19 protein-coding genes and 1 tRNA gene are annotated in these 18,052 nt (G+C 58.2%); 11 read left to right on the forward strand and 9 right to left on the reverse strand.

Annotated features, from left to right (window positions below):
- Positions 1-50 precede the first annotated feature (50 nt).
- Positions 51-650, reverse strand: coding sequence for an OmpA family protein (locus tag GS_RS10905; protein ID WP_010942814.1), 600 nt, complete (start codon positions 648-650; stop codon positions 51-53).
- 458 nt (positions 651-1,108) lie between these two features.
- On the opposite strand from GS_RS10905, the gene GS_RS10910 reads away from it, so the two are divergent.
- The 7 genes from GS_RS10910 to GS_RS10940 all read left to right on the forward strand — a co-directional run bounded on the left by GS_RS10910 (position 1,109) and on the right by GS_RS10940 (position 5,389).
- Positions 1,109-1,282: a helix-turn-helix transcriptional regulator gene (locus GS_RS10910; RefSeq protein ID WP_010942816.1), complete on the forward strand. Its 174-nt coding sequence runs from the start codon at positions 1,109-1,111 to the stop codon at positions 1,280-1,282.
- A 44-nt stretch (positions 1,283-1,326) separates the two neighbouring features.
- Positions 1,327-2,166, forward strand: coding sequence for a plasmid replication initiator TrfA (gene trfA, locus GS_RS10915; RefSeq protein ID WP_010942817.1), 840 nt, complete (start codon positions 1,327-1,329; stop codon positions 2,164-2,166).
- A gap of 240 nt (positions 2,167-2,406) precedes the next feature.
- A complete protein-coding gene (locus GS_RS10920; RefSeq protein ID WP_164930447.1) occupies positions 2,407-2,724 on the forward strand; it encodes a hypothetical protein in 318 nt (105 codons plus the stop codon).
- 192 nt (positions 2,725-2,916) lie between these two features.
- The gene (locus tag GS_RS10925; RefSeq protein WP_010942819.1) at positions 2,917-3,474 is read left to right on the forward strand and encodes a sigma-70 family RNA polymerase sigma factor; all 558 of its coding nucleotides are present in this window, start codon (positions 2,917-2,919) and stop codon (positions 3,472-3,474) included.
- 38 nt (positions 3,475-3,512) lie between these two features.
- Positions 3,513-4,001, forward strand: coding sequence for a hypothetical protein (locus GS_RS10930; protein WP_010942820.1), 489 nt, complete (start codon positions 3,513-3,515; stop codon positions 3,999-4,001).
- A 59-nt stretch (positions 4,002-4,060) separates the two neighbouring features.
- Entirely contained in the window at positions 4,061-4,693 is a 633-nt protein-coding gene (locus tag GS_RS10935; protein WP_010942821.1) for a hypothetical protein, read from the forward strand.
- Positions 4,694-4,870: 177 nt separating this feature from the next.
- Positions 4,871-5,389: a ParM/StbA family protein gene (locus GS_RS10940; RefSeq protein WP_235044876.1), complete on the forward strand. Its 519-nt coding sequence runs from the start codon at positions 4,871-4,873 to the stop codon at positions 5,387-5,389.
- Here GS_RS10940 and GS_RS10945 read toward each other — a convergent pair.
- On the reverse strand, positions 5,343-6,461 hold the full coding sequence (locus GS_RS10945; RefSeq protein WP_010940926.1) for an IS4-like element ISGsu1 family transposase: 1,119 nt from the start codon (positions 6,459-6,461) through the stop codon (positions 5,343-5,345). The genes GS_RS10940 and GS_RS10945 overlap by 47 nt on opposite strands.
- Positions 6,462-6,560: 99 nt before the next feature.
- On the opposite strand from GS_RS10945, the gene GS_RS10950 reads away from it, so the two are divergent.
- The 3 genes from GS_RS10950 (at position 6,561) to GS_RS10960 (ending at position 8,919) form a co-directional block, all read left to right on the forward strand.
- Positions 6,561-7,007, forward strand: coding sequence for a hypothetical protein (locus GS_RS10950; RefSeq protein WP_235044877.1), 447 nt, complete (start codon positions 6,561-6,563; stop codon positions 7,005-7,007).
- Position 7,008: 1 nt separating this feature from the next.
- Positions 7,009-7,323 (forward strand): hypothetical protein, encoded by a 315-nt coding sequence (locus GS_RS10955; protein WP_010942822.1) that lies wholly within the window; start codon positions 7,009-7,011, stop codon positions 7,321-7,323.
- 108 nt (positions 7,324-7,431) lie between these two features.
- Complete coding sequence (locus tag GS_RS10960) at positions 7,432-8,919, forward strand: Fic family protein (protein ID WP_164930448.1); 1,488 nt, start codon at positions 7,432-7,434, stop codon at positions 8,917-8,919.
- Between the two features lie 319 nt (positions 8,920-9,238).
- On the opposite strand, the gene GS_RS10965 is transcribed toward GS_RS10960, so the two are convergent.
- The 6 genes from GS_RS10965 to GS_RS10990 form a co-directional block, all read right to left on the reverse strand.
- Positions 9,239-9,313 (reverse strand) — tRNA-Gly (locus GS_RS10965).
- A gap of 19 nt (positions 9,314-9,332) precedes the next feature.
- The gene (locus tag GS_RS10970) at positions 9,333-10,625 is read right to left on the reverse strand and encodes a CCA tRNA nucleotidyltransferase (RefSeq protein ID WP_010942824.1); all 1,293 of its coding nucleotides are present in this window, start codon (positions 10,623-10,625) and stop codon (positions 9,333-9,335) included.
- A gap of 86 nt (positions 10,626-10,711) precedes the next feature.
- Positions 10,712-11,020: a flagellar biosynthesis anti-sigma factor FlgM gene (gene flgM / locus GS_RS10975; protein ID WP_010942825.1), complete on the reverse strand. Its 309-nt coding sequence runs from the start codon at positions 11,018-11,020 to the stop codon at positions 10,712-10,714.
- Between the two features lie 123 nt (positions 11,021-11,143).
- Positions 11,144-12,313 carry a lipocalin-like domain-containing protein gene (locus GS_RS10980; RefSeq protein ID WP_010942826.1) on the reverse strand — a complete coding sequence of 390 codons (1,170 nt, stop codon included), beginning with the start codon at positions 12,311-12,313 and terminating at the stop codon, positions 11,144-11,146.
- A gap of 1 nt (position 12,314) precedes the next feature.
- Positions 12,315-14,834 carry an ABC transporter permease gene (locus tag GS_RS10985; RefSeq protein WP_010942827.1) on the reverse strand — a complete coding sequence of 840 codons (2,520 nt, stop codon included), beginning with the start codon at positions 14,832-14,834 and terminating at the stop codon, positions 12,315-12,317.
- Positions 14,831-15,529: an ABC transporter ATP-binding protein gene (locus GS_RS10990; protein ID WP_010942828.1), complete on the reverse strand. Its 699-nt coding sequence runs from the start codon at positions 15,527-15,529 to the stop codon at positions 14,831-14,833. The genes GS_RS10985 and GS_RS10990 overlap by 4 nt, the downstream gene beginning before the upstream one ends.
- 143 nt (positions 15,530-15,672) lie before the next feature.
- Between GS_RS10990 and GS_RS10995 the strand changes: the two genes are divergently transcribed.
- Positions 15,673-16,839 (forward strand): PAS domain-containing sensor histidine kinase, encoded by a 1,167-nt coding sequence (locus tag GS_RS10995; protein ID WP_010942829.1) that lies wholly within the window; start codon positions 15,673-15,675, stop codon positions 16,837-16,839.
- Positions 16,840-16,845: 6 nt separating this feature from the next.
- Here the strand turns inward: GS_RS10995 and GS_RS11000 are convergent, their stop codons facing one another.
- Positions 16,846-18,012, reverse strand: coding sequence for a class II aldolase/adducin family protein (locus tag GS_RS11000; protein WP_010942830.1), 1,167 nt, complete (start codon positions 18,010-18,012; stop codon positions 16,846-16,848).
- Positions 18,013-18,052: the final 40 nt, after the last annotated feature.

Raw genomic sequence — 18,052 nt, forward strand, 5'->3', positions numbered from 1 at the left:
AAGAAGCAGCATCAATCCGCCAACCATCATGGTCCTACCGTTAATGATCTTCACTTCTCCTCCTTTCGATGTTCTACGATTTCCACACGCCGGTTCAGGCGTTTGTCGGTCGAAACAGGGCAGCACTTGCCTTTTCCCTCCACAGTCACCACATTAAAACCATTAGATTTCATTATCCCTGCTACATGATTCGCTCTCCTGATCGACAACCTCTCGTTGTAGTCATCCGTCCCAATCGTGCAGGTGTAGCCCTTCAGCCCGAACATGCCCTGCTTCGTCAATCCCGCCAACAGCCCATCGAATCTCAATCGCTCGTGACGTGACAGCTGTTCGCTGTCGAAGTCGAACTGCACGCTTGTGAGCTGTATTTCTGTCTCGATGGCGCCGTGGGTGGATGACTGGACAGGCTTTGTCTCAAGGGCAAGTTGCGGCTCCGGCTTGACCGGGTCGGAGAGTCGCATGGCAAGCATGGGTTTCACCGGCAGGAGGGAAAGCCTGTGATCTGGGCAGTCGGAACAGACGACGAACTGGTCATCCTGTTTAGCCGCAACTGCATCGAGCGAATAACTGAATGGCCGCTGGCGAATCTCTGCGGCATGGGCTGTTAGCGGAAGAATCAACGCCAGTACGGTGATGCTGAGCGATTTCATCAAGGGGAACAGGCCTCCTGAAGGAGTGTGCTTCATTCACATAATCTATAGGGGGGGCAGGTTCAGGCGTCGTCACTGATCCGAGCAGCGCCATATCTGGTTCATCTGCTCAATTACGACTCTGATGAGGACTGTTGGTGGGGTATGTGGCGGAACAACCGGAGCAACAGGGTGCGGAATGAACATCTACATCTTCGGTGATGGTCAGGTTGAAGGGTTGGCTGAGATGAAAAACTGCTGGGCGGCAAGGTAGTCAATCTGGCGGAAATGATCAGTACCGGCCTGCCGGTCCCCCCGGTGTGGACACCCTCAATGTGTCCTGACCTTTCCAGTACATAATTTTTTTCAGCCGAATTATTAGTAAGTTATACGGTTTTATCAGGGCAGATCACGAATTGCACCTGCCCCCCTTATAGATATTAGAGACAGGGAGAAACACCAAGAACGGAGGAAAGGCAATGGAAGCACTTTTGAGGCAGCGTGACCTGATGGAAATCATGAACGTATCGCGTGCAACACTCTGGAGGATGCTGAGATACCAGGATTTTCCCAAGCCGGTCATCCTGATGGGATGCAAGCGTTGGAGGTCCGAAGATGTCGCTGTGTGGATCGAGGCGCGAAAAAGTGTCTGAGGGCAACACCATAGTATCAATGAGGATGAATCGGGAGGTTCCGGTTGCCTGACCACCTTCAACCGACGCTGTTCCAGGACGCCGGAAAAACACAAGCGTCCGACACGTTTCAGGAACTGCTGGCAAGTATCGCTGCCAGACCCAAATACCTGCCAGACTGGCCGGAGAGTCACCGGGCTTTGCCCAATGAGATTCTGCGGTCGGCGTTATTCAATTGCCGTAATAGGAACCTGCCTCGCATGTTCCTGAAGGAGGTTGAGATCGCAGTGATTGGAGATGGTCAGGTTATTTATCGAGGGGAAGAGCTTCGGCAGGATGACGAGCTGGTCTGGATGCACCTGATGCATTTGATCAAGAAGAGCCCGCTGGGAGAGTGCGTTGAGTTTACCCCTTATTCGTTCATCAAGGCGCTCGGATGGCCCATCAAGGGCCAAAACTATGATCGGCTCCGGAATTGTCTGAGTCGCATGCAGGCTACGGCGCTGCGCATACAGTCCAAGCGCCTGCATAGCTTCGTCAGCATTTCATTGATCCAGAAATTCCTTTCCAGAAACGAGCGGAACGAGAGCCTGACCCGATGGCAGGTATGGGTCGGGAAGGAGATGCAGTTGCTGTTCGACGAGGAGTTTCTGACCAGGGTGATGTGGGAGACCAGGCGGTCGTTACCAGACGGCATTGCTTCAAAACTGTTCGGCTACTGGGCCAGTCATCGGAAACCGTACCCGGTTAAAGTCGAGACCCTGCTGAAGCTGTGCGGTTCCGGCATGCAGACAAAACACTTCAAGATTGAGCTGAAAAGGGCTCTCGATCTTCTCAAGCAATCAGGATTTCTGGAAGCATGGGAGCTTAAGGATGAACTTGTTGTGGTTGTTCGGAGACATTGACCTATGACCGACCTGACATTGACTTTTGACCGACTGACTATTGACCTATGGCCGACCGGTACTGACTTTTGGCCGACCGAACTATTGACTATTGACCGACCGAACCCATGACTTTTGGCCGACCGCCACTGTCCTGATTTCAATGAACAATTGATTGGTTAGAAGGTTATCAACACCCCGCTAACCTTCTTCTAACCATTTTTAACCATAAGAGGCGTCGGATTGACAGGAAGGAATACGATGAACTGCCCATTCCCGGATGAAGCAATGAAAACAGTGGTTTCGTATTTGCGCCGTTCAGGCCAGACCGTTGTCTTTTCGGAAAGTTCATTTGTCCTTGCGAAGGGGAATCCGAATATCTCCGTCATCGAACAGGCATGTGCGGACGGAGCGGTATCCCTTACCGAGGACGGGTCGATTCAGGTGTGCGGAACTAGGATAATGGCCGAGTTGGACACAGTTAAACTCCGCAGAAGAGTTGAAGACCACTTACGAAAATCGGCTACCAAGCAGGACATCATCCGCATTGCAGCATGTTTGGGGATCAGGCTGAAGTAACTGCTGATCCCCGTTTCCCCTGAATAAGTTTTCCCCTAGGGCAGTATCGCGTCTGTTTTCGGCCTGAAGCCGTTTCAGCCGCTGAATCGAATATTCATTCTGGCACGGCCTGGCTCACACAGATGAGCACAGGCAAAGCCGGTCATCGGAGCACGACTTCGAGGCCGGCTTTTTTTTATTCGGAGCGAGACCATGGATTTTGACAAGGCAGTTGCGTGGGTCGAAGAAAATAAGGCGATGATCAAGGGATATATCGCCAAGTACCGGAATTTTTCACCGTATGAAGAACGTGATTACATGCAGGAAGCCTACGAATCTGCTTTCGTAGCCGCATGTCGCTGCGGTGAGAAGAAGATCAAATTCGAGGCTGCCTTCTGGAAAGTATTTCGGAATCAGATCAGTGTCATAACGCCAGCGCCGGATATTCTGACCCATGGATCGAATTCGATTCCCTCACATTTCTGTTCTGACGACCTTTCGGCTGTTGCTGAAAAACGCTCACAAGAAAGACAGAAAGAGCCCGACATCGAGGCGATATTCCAGTCGGTGCGCCATCACCTCACGGAAAAGGAGCAACAGGTCCTTTATTGGGCTCTCGGAATCGGTATGGAAGGACAGATGTCGAATTACGAGATTGCTGATCGGCTTGGATGCGTTGTTTCGAACGTCAGAGATATCCTCAGCAGAGCACTCGACCGGATCAAATCCCTTGTCGAGAAAGGCAGCATCGATCCCAAGAATTTGGTCTGATGTTGCAGCATATGCTTCATCACGAAAGGAGATGCACCATGAACCTGGAACAGGCAGCACAGCAGTATAAACCAGTACCACTGAAAGCCCTTAAACGAATGGTTAGCGAGGGGCTGTTGACTGAGCTTTTGGATGAGAAAGATCAACATGCGCTGCAACTGCTTTCCCGCATTTGGTCGGATGAATGGTATGTCGCCCGAATGAACATGTCTTTCAAATCAGACAAGAGAGCGCTGATGCTCGCATTCCCGAACTTCGGCAAGATAGAGCGCTATATTCTGTGTTCATACCTCCCGAAAGAGCACGGACCCAGGTACAGGGTATCGGTGCGCGATGTTGCCAATAACCTCCGCGCCTTTTTCCACATCGAGTACCCGGAGTTCAAGATCAAACGTATCCGTCAGATTGCCTACAACATGTTGCGCAGCTGCAGGGGAGAGAGTCGGAGACTGTACCTTTCCTTGACGGCTTTGGAACATCAGTCGATGGAAAATCAGCGCAGGAAATCTGTCAAATATTCCAACTAACAAACTTTTCTAAGGAAAAGTCTTAATAGAAAAGTTTGTATTACGACAAGGAGCCAGCAATGAAAGTTGAAGATATCGAAGAACTGCTCAACACCCGGATCATCGAAGCGTTTTTGAGAGGATTCAGTGTCGTTGAGATCACCAGGGCGCTGAGGAAAACTACCGCAACTTCGGTCTATAATCTGCTGCGCGATACTGGCCGTATCAAATCTATGGCTAGAAGCGAGTACCGCCGCCAGTACGATATCGACCCGAGGTTGGCGACCGCATGCCGGCAAAAGGGATTCTCCTTTGGACGATGGTGTCTCAGTTGGCGGCTTGATCCGCATATGGCCGTAGCTGAGCTGAAATCTGCCCCTGACACTGAGGAAGAGAGTGCTGCTCATGTGGCGCTGAAGAGAGATTTCCCGGATATCTATCTCAGGCTGTACAATGGGGCAAAGATCAAATCGGAGAAAAAGGGTAAATACCGGTCCAAGCCTGCTTCTCTAATGATCGAATGGAGTTCGGAGCGGAAAGCGTTTTTAGCGACTGTCCCGGAATGTCCAGGCATCGAGGCCAGTGGCAAGAACTGGGATGATGTTTTCTCCGCCATAAAGTCGGTGCATCTGATGCACGAACATGTGAAACGGATTGACTGGCTTCTCAGCAGATCTGCCGATGAGTTTTGTCCGGCCAGTGGAGCCGAATAGTCACATCTCCGTATTTGCGCCAAATTTGGTACCAAGTTTGTTACCAAATATGCGCCAAGTTCCGGAGGTGGCAAATTTGTCACCAAATATATCCCCATATTTGCCACCGGTACCTGCCCCCCCTATAGATATTTTGTATGGAGGCGTACCCGCCTTACAAAATTTCTGGGGGTTGATATGAATGTGCTGGTGTGTGATCTCGGATTTTCTTCGGCCAAGTGGATTTACGGGGAGCGCAAGGGAAGGATCATTTCTGCGTTCAGCTACAACGGCGATAATCTGCTCATCGGAGAAGATTCCCTGATGGCGTCGGGTTCTTCCTATCTGAAAACGATGGAAGAGCTTGTGCGCTACTATCCGGTATTTGTGGAACAGTGCCTGAAGCAGGCTGGCTGTGAGGGGGACATTCTTCTTGCCGTCGGGCTGCCATACTCCTATTGGCAGGAACAACACAAGCCGGGCGGCGCCGTGCCGGCATTGGCCAAGTCACTGACCGACGGAGCAATCAAGGATGTGGCTGTGTTCCCGCAGGGACTGGGAGGTTTGAGGGATTATCTCGATGGACTTCCGGAGCGCCCGACCGGCAATGTTCTCGGTATCGATATCGGCTTCAACACCATCATCTTCACCCACTGCTGTCCCATAGTTTCTAAAGCAGCACCAGTTGTGGCGAAGCCTCTACTTTCGGTGGTTTGAATAGGCTTTCAAGGTCTCGCCGCTCGAACAAATTCAGCTGTAATAACCGTAATATCTGCTGCATCGACGATCCGATCTTTGACAGAAACGTCAAGTATGCCAGTACCAGATACACGCACAGGGCAATCCAGATCTGTGTGAGTACGGCATTCTCCGAGGTGCCGAGGAAGGTCTTGATCTTCAGGTTCTGTTTGATCCACTTGAAGAACAGTTCGATCTTCCAGCGCTCTTTGTAGAGATCCGCCACGATTGCTGCTTTCAGGTGATGCGCATTGGTCACGAAGCGGTAATCGTTGCCGTCATCGGCGATGAACTGGACAAGCCGCAGTTTGTCCTTCATCCCTTTGAGCCGAATCTCCTGGTCAAGAATGACGCCCGTTGCTTTCCTGCCGGGACGCTTCTTGAAGTATTCCACCAAGGCGTTCTCTTTCAGCCGGGTTACGAAGAAGATGCCGTTGGTCGTTAGTTGCTGCCACCAGTCGTAATCGGTGAAGCCCCGGTCAAAGACGGCCAGTGAACCGGCAGGCAGTTGTAGCATCCTGGCCCAGGACATCTCGTGCTTCTTGCCTTCGGTCACATCGATGAACTCAGGCAGATAGCCGTCAGCATCAAGACCGACATGCATCTTTATGGCACCCTTCTTCTGCCGGTAGGTGGCCCAAGGGAACGCCTCCAGACAGAGATTGATGGTGGTGGCATCCAGCAGATAGACTTTTTCATCGATCTTGAAGCGATGACTGGGTGCAACTGCCTTGCATCGATGCAGCATTTTGTAAAAGAGCTCTTTGTACAACTCATGCGGCTGTTCATCGTTCACTCTGGCCAAGGTGGTACGGGAAACCGTCTTCATGCCCAGATGATAGAGCTTGTGGCCTTGGGCCTTGAGGTTTTCCACGATATCCCGCAGACTTTTTCTGCCGGAAAGTTGACAAACCATCATCGCCATGAACTGCGACCAACGGTTAAAAGAACGAAACTTCTGCCCGATGTGATGCTTGCGGGCAAGGGATTCAAATTCATGTCTCTTGAAAAAACCGACAACTTGGTTAAGGACTGTGTTACAATGTGCCACGGCTCTGATCTCCTTGTTAATATTGGTGTTTTGGCGAACTCAATATATCACAAGTAGCTCTCAGGGCCTCTCTTTATTCAGTTAAACTATGGGACAGCAGTGATCTTCACCCTGTTCTCACCACAGAAAAAGCAGATCATCCATGGCAAGACCCTCAACAAACGGGGCGTTCACCAGATGGCAACCAGCTTTCTGCTGCCACGAATCAAGAACCTCGCCCCATCAGGCACCTTCACTCCCGTGGAGATTGCCTTCCTGATCGAGAAGGGCTATTTGCAGTACGGCTTCGAGCGGCACGATGTCACCCGTGAAATCCAGGAAGCCGGCGTTGCGTATATCGAGCACATCATCCGTGACATTCAGGGTGAGTTGCAGGCCCATGTCGGCATGCATGCCGATTTTGATCGTGTACTGCTGTTCGGCGGTGGTGCCGCCTTCCTGAAGAACGGCCTGCCTGCCAGAAACATCGAGGTTATTGTCCTACCGGAACCGGAATTTGCCAATGCCAGGGGATTCCAGACACTCGCCTTTGCCAAGGGGGTGTGATGTGCCCCTGTACTCGCTCAAGCTTTCCATCTATGACCCGGAAATCATCGCAGCCTTTGAACGGCTGCGCAAAAGCAGAAAGCAGGCGACGTTCACCCACGAAGCGATCAAGCAATTCCTCGCGACGGAACGGGGAAAGCAGGTGCTGGCCAACATGGATGGGGGCACATCAGATCAGCAATTGCCGGCTCTTACTTCCATGGCGGTAAATAAACCTGCCGATAAGCCGCCGAATGAGACGATGTCTGGGGAAGGTGCTTCCGGATTTGTTCAGGACGTCGATTACGCCGATGTTTTGAACAGTATCCTTGAGTAAGACTATGTCCTTGTTCGCGCTTCACTCCAAGCGATAACTCCACAAAAACAACTTTAACTTTATAAATATTGCATTACGTGGTATGTATTTTCAAGAAACTGACAATTCATGGGGATACCGATGGCGCTTAACTTGAAAAAATTACCGATCCTGTTCCTCTCAGATTCGACAACATCAGTTGCGATCAGCCGTGAAGCGAAGGCCGGGCGCATCAGGAAGATCGGACCACGTCTCTATACGTCCAACACCAGTGACGATCCGGCATATATCATTCGGCAAAACTGGCTGCAGGCGTTGACATTACTATTTCCGGGCTGTGTCGTCAGCAACCGGACAGCACTCGAAAGCCGGGTTTCCCCTGCTGGCCGCGTGTATGTAACCGGTGACTATGCTCGAACTCTCGAATTGCATGGGACAAAATTCGTTCAGGTTAAAGGGTCTCCACCGGTAGAAGGTGATACCCCATTGTTAGGCATTTTCATGGCATCGCGTGCACGCGCCTTGCTGGAAAACCTGACGCCCTCCAGGGAGCGAAGCGGCGGTGAACTGAAGAACCTCCCCAGGGAAATGATCGAACGTCGGCTTGCCGAATTGTTGAACGTCGAGAAGGAGGACTCTGTCAACCGACTGCGAGACCAGGCCCGCCAGATTGCTCCGCTGTTGGGGCTGGAGAAGGAGTTCGACGAACTGGACGACCTTATCGGGACGTTATTGAGAACCCGCAAGGCAACTCTTGCTGATCCGGTAGCCAAGGCGCATCAGTTGGGTACACCGTATGATCCCCATGCGTTGGAGAGGGTTGAAACGCTCTGGTCAGTCCTTGCGTCGATGCCACATAACTATCGGCCTACAAACGCCGGAACCGGAACCCCATTTTATACCGTTTCCTTCTTTGATGCGTACTTTTCAAATTATATTGAGGGTACTCGGTTCAAGGTCGATGAGGCAAAGGAAATTGTCGACTCGGGAGTGATCCCTGCAATACGTCCGGCAGATGGCCATGACATTCTTGGAACCTATCGAGTCGTCAGCAGCTTGGAGAATATGAGGAGAACGCCCAAGAATCCTGATGAGTTTATCGAGCTGCTGCAATCAAGACATGCTGACATCATGGTGGGGAGACCGGACAAGCGACCGGGTGAATTCAAGGAAGAAGTGAATTATGCTGGCGCCACGCGTTTTGTTGACCCGGATCTGGTAAGAGGAACTTTGTCTCAAGGTTTCAGCTTGTATAAGTCACTTGAACACCCTTTCGCTAGGGCACTGTTGATTATGTTTCTCGTTGCTGAAGTACACCCGTTTGACGATGGCAATGGCAGGGCAGCGCGGGCAATGATGAATTCCGAGTTGATTACCGCAGAAGAAACACGCATCATCATTCCCTCGGTTTTCAGGAATGAGTATGTGGCTTCGCTCAAGAGGATGACCAATCACTTGCAACCTGAGTCATTCATCAGCGTGATGTCGTTTGCTCAGGAGTTTGTATCCAGGATTTCATTCGACAGTTATGCCTCAGCACGGGTACAAATGGAAGGGTGCAATGCCTTCGATGATCCGGCAGATGACAAGAGATTGCTTCAACCGAGCATTTCCTGAATCCAAAGAAACAGACAAGAATATTTCTTAGATAACCGTGACATAGAAATTTATGTTTATTAGCAATATGTTACGCAGATTACGGATGCAAAAACGGATGCTATGAACTTCCTGCAGGGATGACAGACTATATTTTGAGTATTACGCAGTTGCTTGGCCTGTGAATTCAATACAATTTTACGTAAATGTTGCACCTTGTTTCACTGGGTTATATGGTGATTCACGTTCGTTCAATTACAAACGGATGCAAAAACAGATGCAAAGCGGTCATTGACAAAAAAGAAGGGGCTAGACACACTGTCTAACCCCTTGTTTTTATTGGAGCGGGAAACGGGATTCGAACCCGCGACCTTCAGCTTGGGAAGCTGACACTCTACCACTGAGTTATTCCCGCTCGATAGAGAGGTATGTATTTAGCGCAGGGGCTCGGGAGTTGTCAACTGTTTTTTGGCCAGATAGCGCTGTGCCTCGGCGCGGGTGCGTACTTCGCCGGTGCTCTGGGCTGCGCGGAGCAGTTCAATGGCTTCCCCCACCTGTCTGCCCGGAGGCAAGCCGAGAAGGATCATGATGTCGTCGCCGGTGAGGAGGAGCCGTCCGCCGCGGGGGATGTGCTGGCGTGTCAGGTAGGCGGCAAGGTGGCGGCATCTGTCCTCAGGCAGAATGCCTTCCGCCAAGGGAAGGATGAGCTGTTCGCAACCGGCCGGTTCGCGGTGGCAGAAGAGAGTAAAGAGGGCGTGCGGGTCCGGCGCGGCGGCAGGGGCAGGCCAGGTAAGGCGGGCCGAGGAGCAGAGGAGTTCCAGAAGCCGGGTGGCGGCCTTGCCGAGCATGAGCCGTTGCGATGCGATGCCTGCAGGTATGCCCGCGCCGTTCAGGAATGCGGCGAGTTTCGCCAGGGCGCGGATGGTGATGCCGGGCTGGACCTCCTGCCGTAGCCGTGCCCGAACCGGCTCCGCCTCGGTGCCGAAGGCCGAGAGATCGCGGCAGAGGGACTCGACCCGGTCAAGGGCGCCGGCGGCGGTATCGGCGGGAAGGTCGTCGGCCCCGAAGATGGCGCCCGTCACGCCGGCACAGGACATCTTAAGGACATAGGGAACTGCGTGCGGCAGATCGAGCATCCGGAAGAGTTCGTCCCTAATCCGCTCTCCGGCCACGGTGGCCAGGAGCGGTGCATGATCGGGGATAAGCGCCAGGGTTGCGGCGTGGATCTCGAAGTCGAGATGGGCGGCAAAACGGTAGGCACGCACGATCCTGAGCGGATCGGCGGCAAAGGCCCCGGCAGAGCAGGCACGGATGACGCGCTGCGCCAAGTCGGCGGCTCCGCCCAGCGGGTCCAGCAGGTCGTCCGAACCACAGGACACGGCAAGGGCGTTGATGGTGAAGTCCCGCAGGGCGAGGTCGGCAGCGATGGTTCCGCCCTGGAGGGGAGCGAAGTCGCAGCTGGCGCCCTCCCCTTTCAGTACAACGCGGGCATGGCCCCGCTCTTCGTCGAGCGGGAAGAAGCTGCCGCCGATCCGGGCGGCAACGGCCCGGGGCAGGTCTTCCCCGCCGGGGCCGACCACGATGTCGATGTCATTGGATGGCCTCGCCAGCAGGGCATCGCGGACGCACCCACCCACAAACCACGCACCGAAGCCTCCGTGACGGGCAAGGGATGCAATAAGGGAGGGCAATGGCGCGGAAATGAACGAAAGGAGGCGGTGGTCCATGATTCGAGCTTACCGCCCGACCGGGGCGGAGGCAACAAAAAAGCCCGCGCAAGGCGGGCTTTCACGTAGCGAATGTGCGGAGTCCGTCAGGCGGTGACCCCGTTGCGCATGCTGATGAGCATCTTTTCCGCCACATCCCGGGCGCTGACATTGTACTCGCCCGCTGCGATCTGCTTTTTAAGTTCTTCCACCTTTTCGACCCTGACGTCGGGCATGGTACGCAGGGTAGCATTGGCCTTGACGAGCCGTTCCGCATTACGGGAAAGGTCGACCGTATCGGTCGCCTGACCGCCGGCGGCGCCCGTTTTGCGCGCATCGGCACCCGAAGCTGCCTGGGACGTCTCGCCCTTGACTTGGTTAACGGTCGTTACAGGGGGATTGGTATCAATTTTCATGGCGCACATGCCTCCCTCGCCTCCATTCATGCTTTTGATTACTATATCGGCATGCCTCCAAAAAATCTTTAGAAAAAAATGACACGGCCCAAAAATTTTTTTCCCGAAAATGCCATTTTTGCGTCAATTCGCCGACACATCTTGATCCCCGTAGCCGGTGAGCTCAACATAACCTGACCCGGCAATCCCTTTACCGGTGTTGCTTCGCACCTCCACGGCACCTTCCCAGTAGCGGACGGTGGTGAACAGTTCCTGATCCGGCAGGCGCGGCACAATGTCCAGATCAATCCCCTCGGCAGGGATGCGCAGGCGCCAGCGCGAGGGGTAGCGGGCTCCACCCGCAGGGCTGGCCCACCAGGACAGGGTTTCGAGTGTTGCGGCAGCGGCCGCCAGGTGCCGGTAGGAGCCGTCGGCGGCCACAATGGTGCCGGCGCTGGCCGGGTCGGTGGTCCCGTCCCGACGCCGGAGTCGATAGTACATGAGATCGCGGCCGTCGTTCAGGTGGAGGGCTAACCAGTCCCAGCCGGCCTGGTCCGGGGCGAGGGCACTGGTACTCCACTCCCGGTCGAGCCAGGAAAGACCCGAGACGGTGAAAGTCGTGCCGCCGGCACGAACGGTGCCGGATGTCTCCATGCGGGGCAGCGAATAGTAATAGGAGGCGTTGCCCGGCTCCCCCCCCTTCCGGCTGAGCCCCCCTGCCCCGTTGAGGACCTCTGGCTTCACGGCCCGCAGGGTCAGGTCGATCCCCCAGTCTCCCCCGTTGCCCGTGAGCCGCACGGCCCAGGGGCGGGCCGCCACTTCCACGGCCTGCCAGTCTTCGAGCCATACGCGCAGGGGGCGGCCGCCGGCACCGGCGAGCCCCAGTGCTTCACGGCTCAGGCGCTCGGCATGCCGGAAACGCCTGCCCGCCACGTCGGTGAGGGCGAGGTGGGCCATCCAGACCTCTCCGGCACCCCAGCGCGAGTCCCGCGCCACGGGCCGGGGCCGGAGCGCCACCCGGAAAAAGGTGAGCTGGTACCCGAACGATCGGCCCTCGGCATCGGCCAGATTGCCGGTGAAGTACCACCACTCGTTGCGAAAGCCGTCATGGGGGCCGTGATCGTCGGGAAAGCTGAAGCGACGTGGCTCCAGTGCCCGGAGAAAGCCATCGGGAGAAGCGCCGCCCAGTGCCCGCGCCACGGAGAGCCGGGCCGGCGCCGGTTCGGGCCGCTGCTGCCGGAGAACCAGTGCCAGCCCGACCGCCAAGGCGATCAGGACGATACCTGCAACCAGAAACCTGGCGGGAGCGCCCATGCTACTCATTCTCCTTGAAGGCAAGGGCCGGGGGGACGCGAGCGGTAGCCAGGGCGGGCACGATCCCCGCCACGATCGCGGCGCCGACCGCCAGCACGATGGCCTGCCAGAAGATCGACGGGGACAGGGAGAATTCCATTGTCCAGCCGAAGGACCGGCGGTTAATGGCATAGATGAGGACAGCGGCCTGAAGGATGCCGAGCGGCAGCGACAGAAGCCCCGCCGCGAGCCCCACGAGCCCGGTTTCCCCGCAGACCACCCCCCAGAGTTCGGCCGGAGTGAGTCCCATGGCCCGCAGCACGGCCAGCTCACGCGCCCGCTCCACCTGCATGGCCATGAGGGCCGAAAGGATGCCGACCACGGCCACCACCACGGTCAGCAGGCGCAGCACGCCGGTGATGACGAAGGTCCGGTCGAACACTGCCACGGATGCCTCATACAGTTCTCGGCTGGAAATAATGCTGACCCGGGCGCTGCCGCTGCGGGCGCGGACCGCCTCGGCCAGTTGCGCTGAGGAGATGCCCGGCGCCGCGTACAGCCCCATGCCGTCCACGCTCCGGTCGTCCCAGTAGCGGTTGAAGGCGCCCCGGTCCATGGCCACGAAACCGCTGTCCGAGCCGTAATCGTAGAACACGCCGGCCACGGTGAAGTCCCGTTCGCCCCGGTCGGTCCGCAGCCGCACGGCATCGCCGAGTCCGAGACGGTGACGGAAAGCGAAGGGCTCGGACACGATGATCCCTTCGCCGCTGCTGAAGGACTGCCAGGCCCGGTCCGGCGTTCCCTCCTTAAGGCGAAAACCGTCAAAGGTACGCCGGGGGATGCCGAGCACCAGCAGATCGGTCTCCCCTCCGGCCGACTGGATGGTGATCCTCCGGGTGGTACTGACCGCGGCTGCGCCAGGAACCAAACGGAGCCGCTCCACCAGGGCCGGGTCCAGCGGCGGTTTGTCGCGCCCCGTGCCGGTGCCGGCGGTGGTCACGTAGATATCGGCCTTCAGCCGCCCGGCCAGCCATTGCTGCACGGTGTGGCGGAAGCTGTCCACCATGATCCCCACGCCAATGGTGGCCGACACCGCCACCACCAGGGCAGCCGTGGCCACGCCGGTGCGGGAGAGTGAAACAACGACGCCCCGGGCGGCCATGCGGCCCAGGTTGCCGAAGAGCAGCCCCATGGGCGGTTTCATGGCGCGGGCCACCAGGACCGTGCCGAAAGGAACCGTCAGGGCATAGCCGAGGATGAGCGCGAAAAGCCCCGTGAACCCCGCCGCGAGCCCGCCGAATCCCGTTGCCAGGAGCAGTGCGCCCCCGAGCATGGCCGCCAGCCCGGCAAGGGCCGCACGGGGTACGTGCCGACGGGTACGGGCCTCGATGAATGAGCGGGACAGGACGGCGCGCGGCGGCGCAGCAGTCGCCTCCAGGGCGGGCGGAACCGCTGCCGCCACAGTGGCCGCGATGCCCAGAAGACACCCCTTGGCCAGGGTTGTCGCCGAAAGCGCAACCTGCTGCACCTCCAGTACGAAGTAGAGATCATTGATGGTGCGGGTTACGAGACGGGTGAGCACTTCCCCCAGGGCGAGGCCGAGAGCGATCCCCGCGGCGGTGCCGATGAGGCCGGTCAGCAGGGCTTCGACGCAGACCTGGCCGAAGATTTCCCTGCGGGTGACCCCCATGGCCCGCATGAGCCCAATCAGGCGCCGCCGGCGGACCACGGCAAAGGTGGTGGCGTTGTAGATGAGGAACATCCCCACCAGCAGGGCCAGGAAACTGAGGGCGGTGAGGTTGAGGCGGAACGCCCGGGTCATCCGGTCCATTGCTCCGGCCCGGGCACCGGCCGGGATGAGCGTGGCCCCCGGAGGCAAGGCGCCCACCCCTTTCCCGTCGGCCAGGATCAGGTCGATGCGGGAGAGCCGCCCCGTCATGCCCAGAAGTTCCTGGGCCGTGGCAATGTCGGTCACCAGCACCGATGCCAGCCCCTGGCGGGCCAGTTCATCGCCGGCCTCCAGATAGCCGACCAGCACCACGGAACGGGAAACGCCACCCACGTCGAGCCGGAGAGGCTTGCCCACTGCCGCGCCGACACGTTCCGCCGTCTCCCGCAGGAGCAGGCCCGTTGCCGGCGTTCCCATGAGGGCCGCCAGATCGACGCGGCCCCCGACCGGGGCGGTATGGGAGCGAAAGGGGGCCTCAACCAGGGGATCGATGCCGATCAGGTGAAGAGTGGTGCCGGGACGGCCCGTGACCGAGACCACTCCTTCCACCACGGGAGCTGCCGGCCGGACCCCGCGCTCGACTCGGATAATGCGGTAAAGATCCTCGTCGAGCCCCCGGGGCCCGCCCACGATCTGGTGGCTGGCTTTCCCCGCCGCGGCCTCGGCAGCCAGCTGAAAGGCCCGGTGCGCACTCTCGTTGGCCACGTCCACGGCAGTGACCACCGCCACCCCCAGGGCCACGCCGATGACCGACAGGAAGGCGAGCAGTGGATGTCGCAGCAGGTGTCGTGCGCCGGCGCGCCACAGAATCATGGCGGCGCCCCCCCGGCCATCCTCTCCTCCAGCAGGCCGTCGCGGATACAGACCACCCGGTCGGCGAGGCGCGCCACCTCGTCGCTGTGGGTCACCATCACGAGCGTTGTACCGCCGCGCCGGACCAGTTCCTGGAAGAGCGCCAGAACCTGCGCCCCGCTCTCGGCATCCAGGTTGCCGGTCGGCTCATCGGCCAGCACCAGTGACGGCTGATGGACGAGCGCCCTGGCCACGGCCACCCGCTGCTGTTCGCCACCGGACAACCGGTCCGGATAGCCTGCGGCCCGGTCGCCGAGCCCCACGGCATCCAGCAGTTCCGCCGCCCGTGCCCGTCCCGCCCGGTCGTCAGCGCCTGCCAGTTCCAGGGGGAGCAGCAGGTTCTCCAGCACCGTCAGGGTGGGAATCAGGTTGTAAAACTGGAATACAAAGCCGATCCGGTTCCGGCGGAACAGAGTCCGCTCCCGCTCGGTCATCCGGTTGATGGGAAGGCCGTCCACCCTTACCTCGCCCCGGTCGGGCAGGTCGATGCCGGCCATGAGGTTCAGGAGCGTGGACTTGCCCGAGCCGCTGCGCCCCAGGAGCGCCAGCCACTCCCCGCGCGCAATCCCGAGATCGGCTCCGCGCAAGACAATCCGCTCCCGGTCGCCCTCCCGATAGCCCTTGTGAATGTGGTCAAGCAGAACAAGATGGCCCATGAAAAACGCTCCGGGGCAGGTAGTTTTGAAGATAATAGCACAGGGTGTAAACGGCTCAATTATTGTATATCAATATCAACTCACCCGTTGACGCAATCATGCAGAACCGCTAGAGTGGAGCGATGCTACCGGTGGCCGACGACATGAAACACTCTCAGACCGAGACTACTCCAACCAGCCATTTCGCGCCGGCCGAACGTGCCTCTGACCGCCAAGTGGCGGAGATGGGCGGACGGGTTCTCGTGGACCGCGTACTCGGTGCACTGATCGAGGCATTGCCCGACTACATCCTCGTCCTGAACCGGGAACGTCAGGTCGTGGCGGCCAACCAGCGACTCCTCGAGGCCTTTGGCCTCACGGACATGGGTGCAATTATGGGCAAACGCCCCGGCGAAGCCTTCGGCTGTACGTTCGCCTCGGACGGCCCCGGCGGGTGTGGCACCGATCACCACTGCTCGGTCTGCGGAGCGGTCCGGTCGATCCTGGAATGCCAGGAGAACAATGCCCCCAGCAGGCATGAGTGCCGCATTACCCTCAATCGCTCGGGTGGGCTTTCCCTTGACCTGGAAGTGCTCTCCAATCCGGCCCAGGTGGACGGCATCCCCGTCACGGTCTGCATCATCCGCGACATCAGCGACCGCAAGCGGCGCACCATCCTGGAACGGGTGTTTTTCCACGATGTCATCAATACGGTGGGAGGCCTGCACGGCATCGCCGCGCTGCTGGCCGAAGGGAAAGGGATCTCGCCGGAGAAGGAAGCCGAGTACAAAGAATGGATGGTGCACCTGTCGAACCGTCTCATCGACGAAATCAACCACCACCGCAAGCTGCTTGCCGCCGAGAAGGGAGAATTCCGGCCCGACCTGGGCATGGTGGACGTGCAGCAACTGGCGCGCGAGGTTCAGGCCTTGTACGTGAACCACGACATTGCTCAGGGACGCAGACTTGTGCTCGGTCCCCTAGCGGAACTGACCATCGTGAGCGATCTCCAGATCCTGCGGCGCATTCTCGGCAATCTGGTCAAAAACGCCCTTGAAGCGACACCCGAGGGAGGAACCGTCACCATTGCCGCGCGCCAGGAAGGGGACGGGGTCAGCTTCACCGTTCACAATCCGGGCCTGATTCCGCCAGAGGTCCAGTTGCAGATCTTCCAGCGCTCTTTCAGCACCAAGGAGGGCACCGGCCGCGGTATCGGCACTTACAGCGTCCGCCTCTTCGGCGAACGCTACCTGAAGGGTACCATCACCTTTACGAGCACCGAGCGCGAAGGCACCACCTTTACCGCCAGCTTCCCCAGACAGATATCCTGAGCCCGCTCACCCGAGCCGCTCTTCCAGCCGGCGAAAATATTCCCCGCGGCACCAGTTCTCCACGGACACCAGGGCCCGGAACGCGTCGGCAAAGTCCGTCTCTCCCACCGTAAAGACCCCGTGGCCATAGACCACCGCCTTGCGCGGGCCCGCGATCGCCGGCGGCACCCTCCTGGCAAGCCCGCCGGCGCCGATCTCGCCCGCCACCACCGGCGTATCGCCGAGAAACCGCACCCGGTCGCACTCCTTCCAGCAGTCGGTAATGGCGCACCCTTCTTCCGCGCACTCCATGCTCATGATCACCGCGAACTTGGGGTGACCGTGAAGAATGGTCGCAGCGCCGGTAGCCTCGTAAATCCGCCGGTGGGCCAGGAGTTCGCTGGAGGCGGTAATGCCGAAGGTGGATGAATTGTCCGTGGGGACCGGGTCGATGCAGCCGGCCAGGGAATCCAGGCTCGCCGCGGTCTGGGAGATGTAGATCACCTCGCCGGCACGGCATGAAATGTTGCCGAAGAAGGAATCCACCAGCCCCCGTTCAACCGTGTAGCGCCCCACCGTGGCGATTTCGTCGAGGATCTCGTCCCGTTCCGCCAAGGGGCCGGACCGGAAGGCGAGCCCTTCATCCGTAAGCGGCCGGAGCCACTGGCTGCGGAACGCGGCAAATGCCTCCGCCTCCCCCGGCAGGATGAAGCCGTGGTGAAGCACATCCTGGAGATACTTCACGAAGGTCGAATGAAATACCGAGGAGTAGTTGATATAGGCCTGTTCTACGGTAAGGGCTCCGCTGGCCACGATCCCTACCCCTTCCACGACCACTCCCTTGCGGCTGCCAAGGAGGCGGGCGATAACGGGAGCGGGATCGGCGCCAAGGTCGCTGCGGCGCAGAAAGGGGATATCGTGCAGAAAGGTCCGGGTTTCCGTGTCACGGGGCACGATGCACGACTCCCCGGCCGGGGCGCGGGCCACCAGGAAATCGGCAAAGGGGAGCGATGGGCAGGCCACCACCATGCCGAGGCAGGTGAGCCGGGACAGAACGTCTCCAGCAAGCCGGGCCAGGTCAGGGGCACCCCCGGCAATGAGGACGTCGTCCTGGGCTGCTATGGCTATGCCTTGGGCATGTGCCGAGCGGTCGGCAATGAGTTTGTTCGTGTAGACAGACACCTGGTCGCGCATATACTTACCCGTTTATTTCGTTGCTACCGACAATCAATGC

Origin of the sequence: Geobacter sulfurreducens PCA, from assembly GCF_000007985.2 — a bacterium.
In the GTDB taxonomy this organism is placed as follows: Bacteria; Desulfobacterota; Desulfuromonadia; order Geobacterales; family Geobacteraceae; genus Geobacter; species Geobacter sulfurreducens.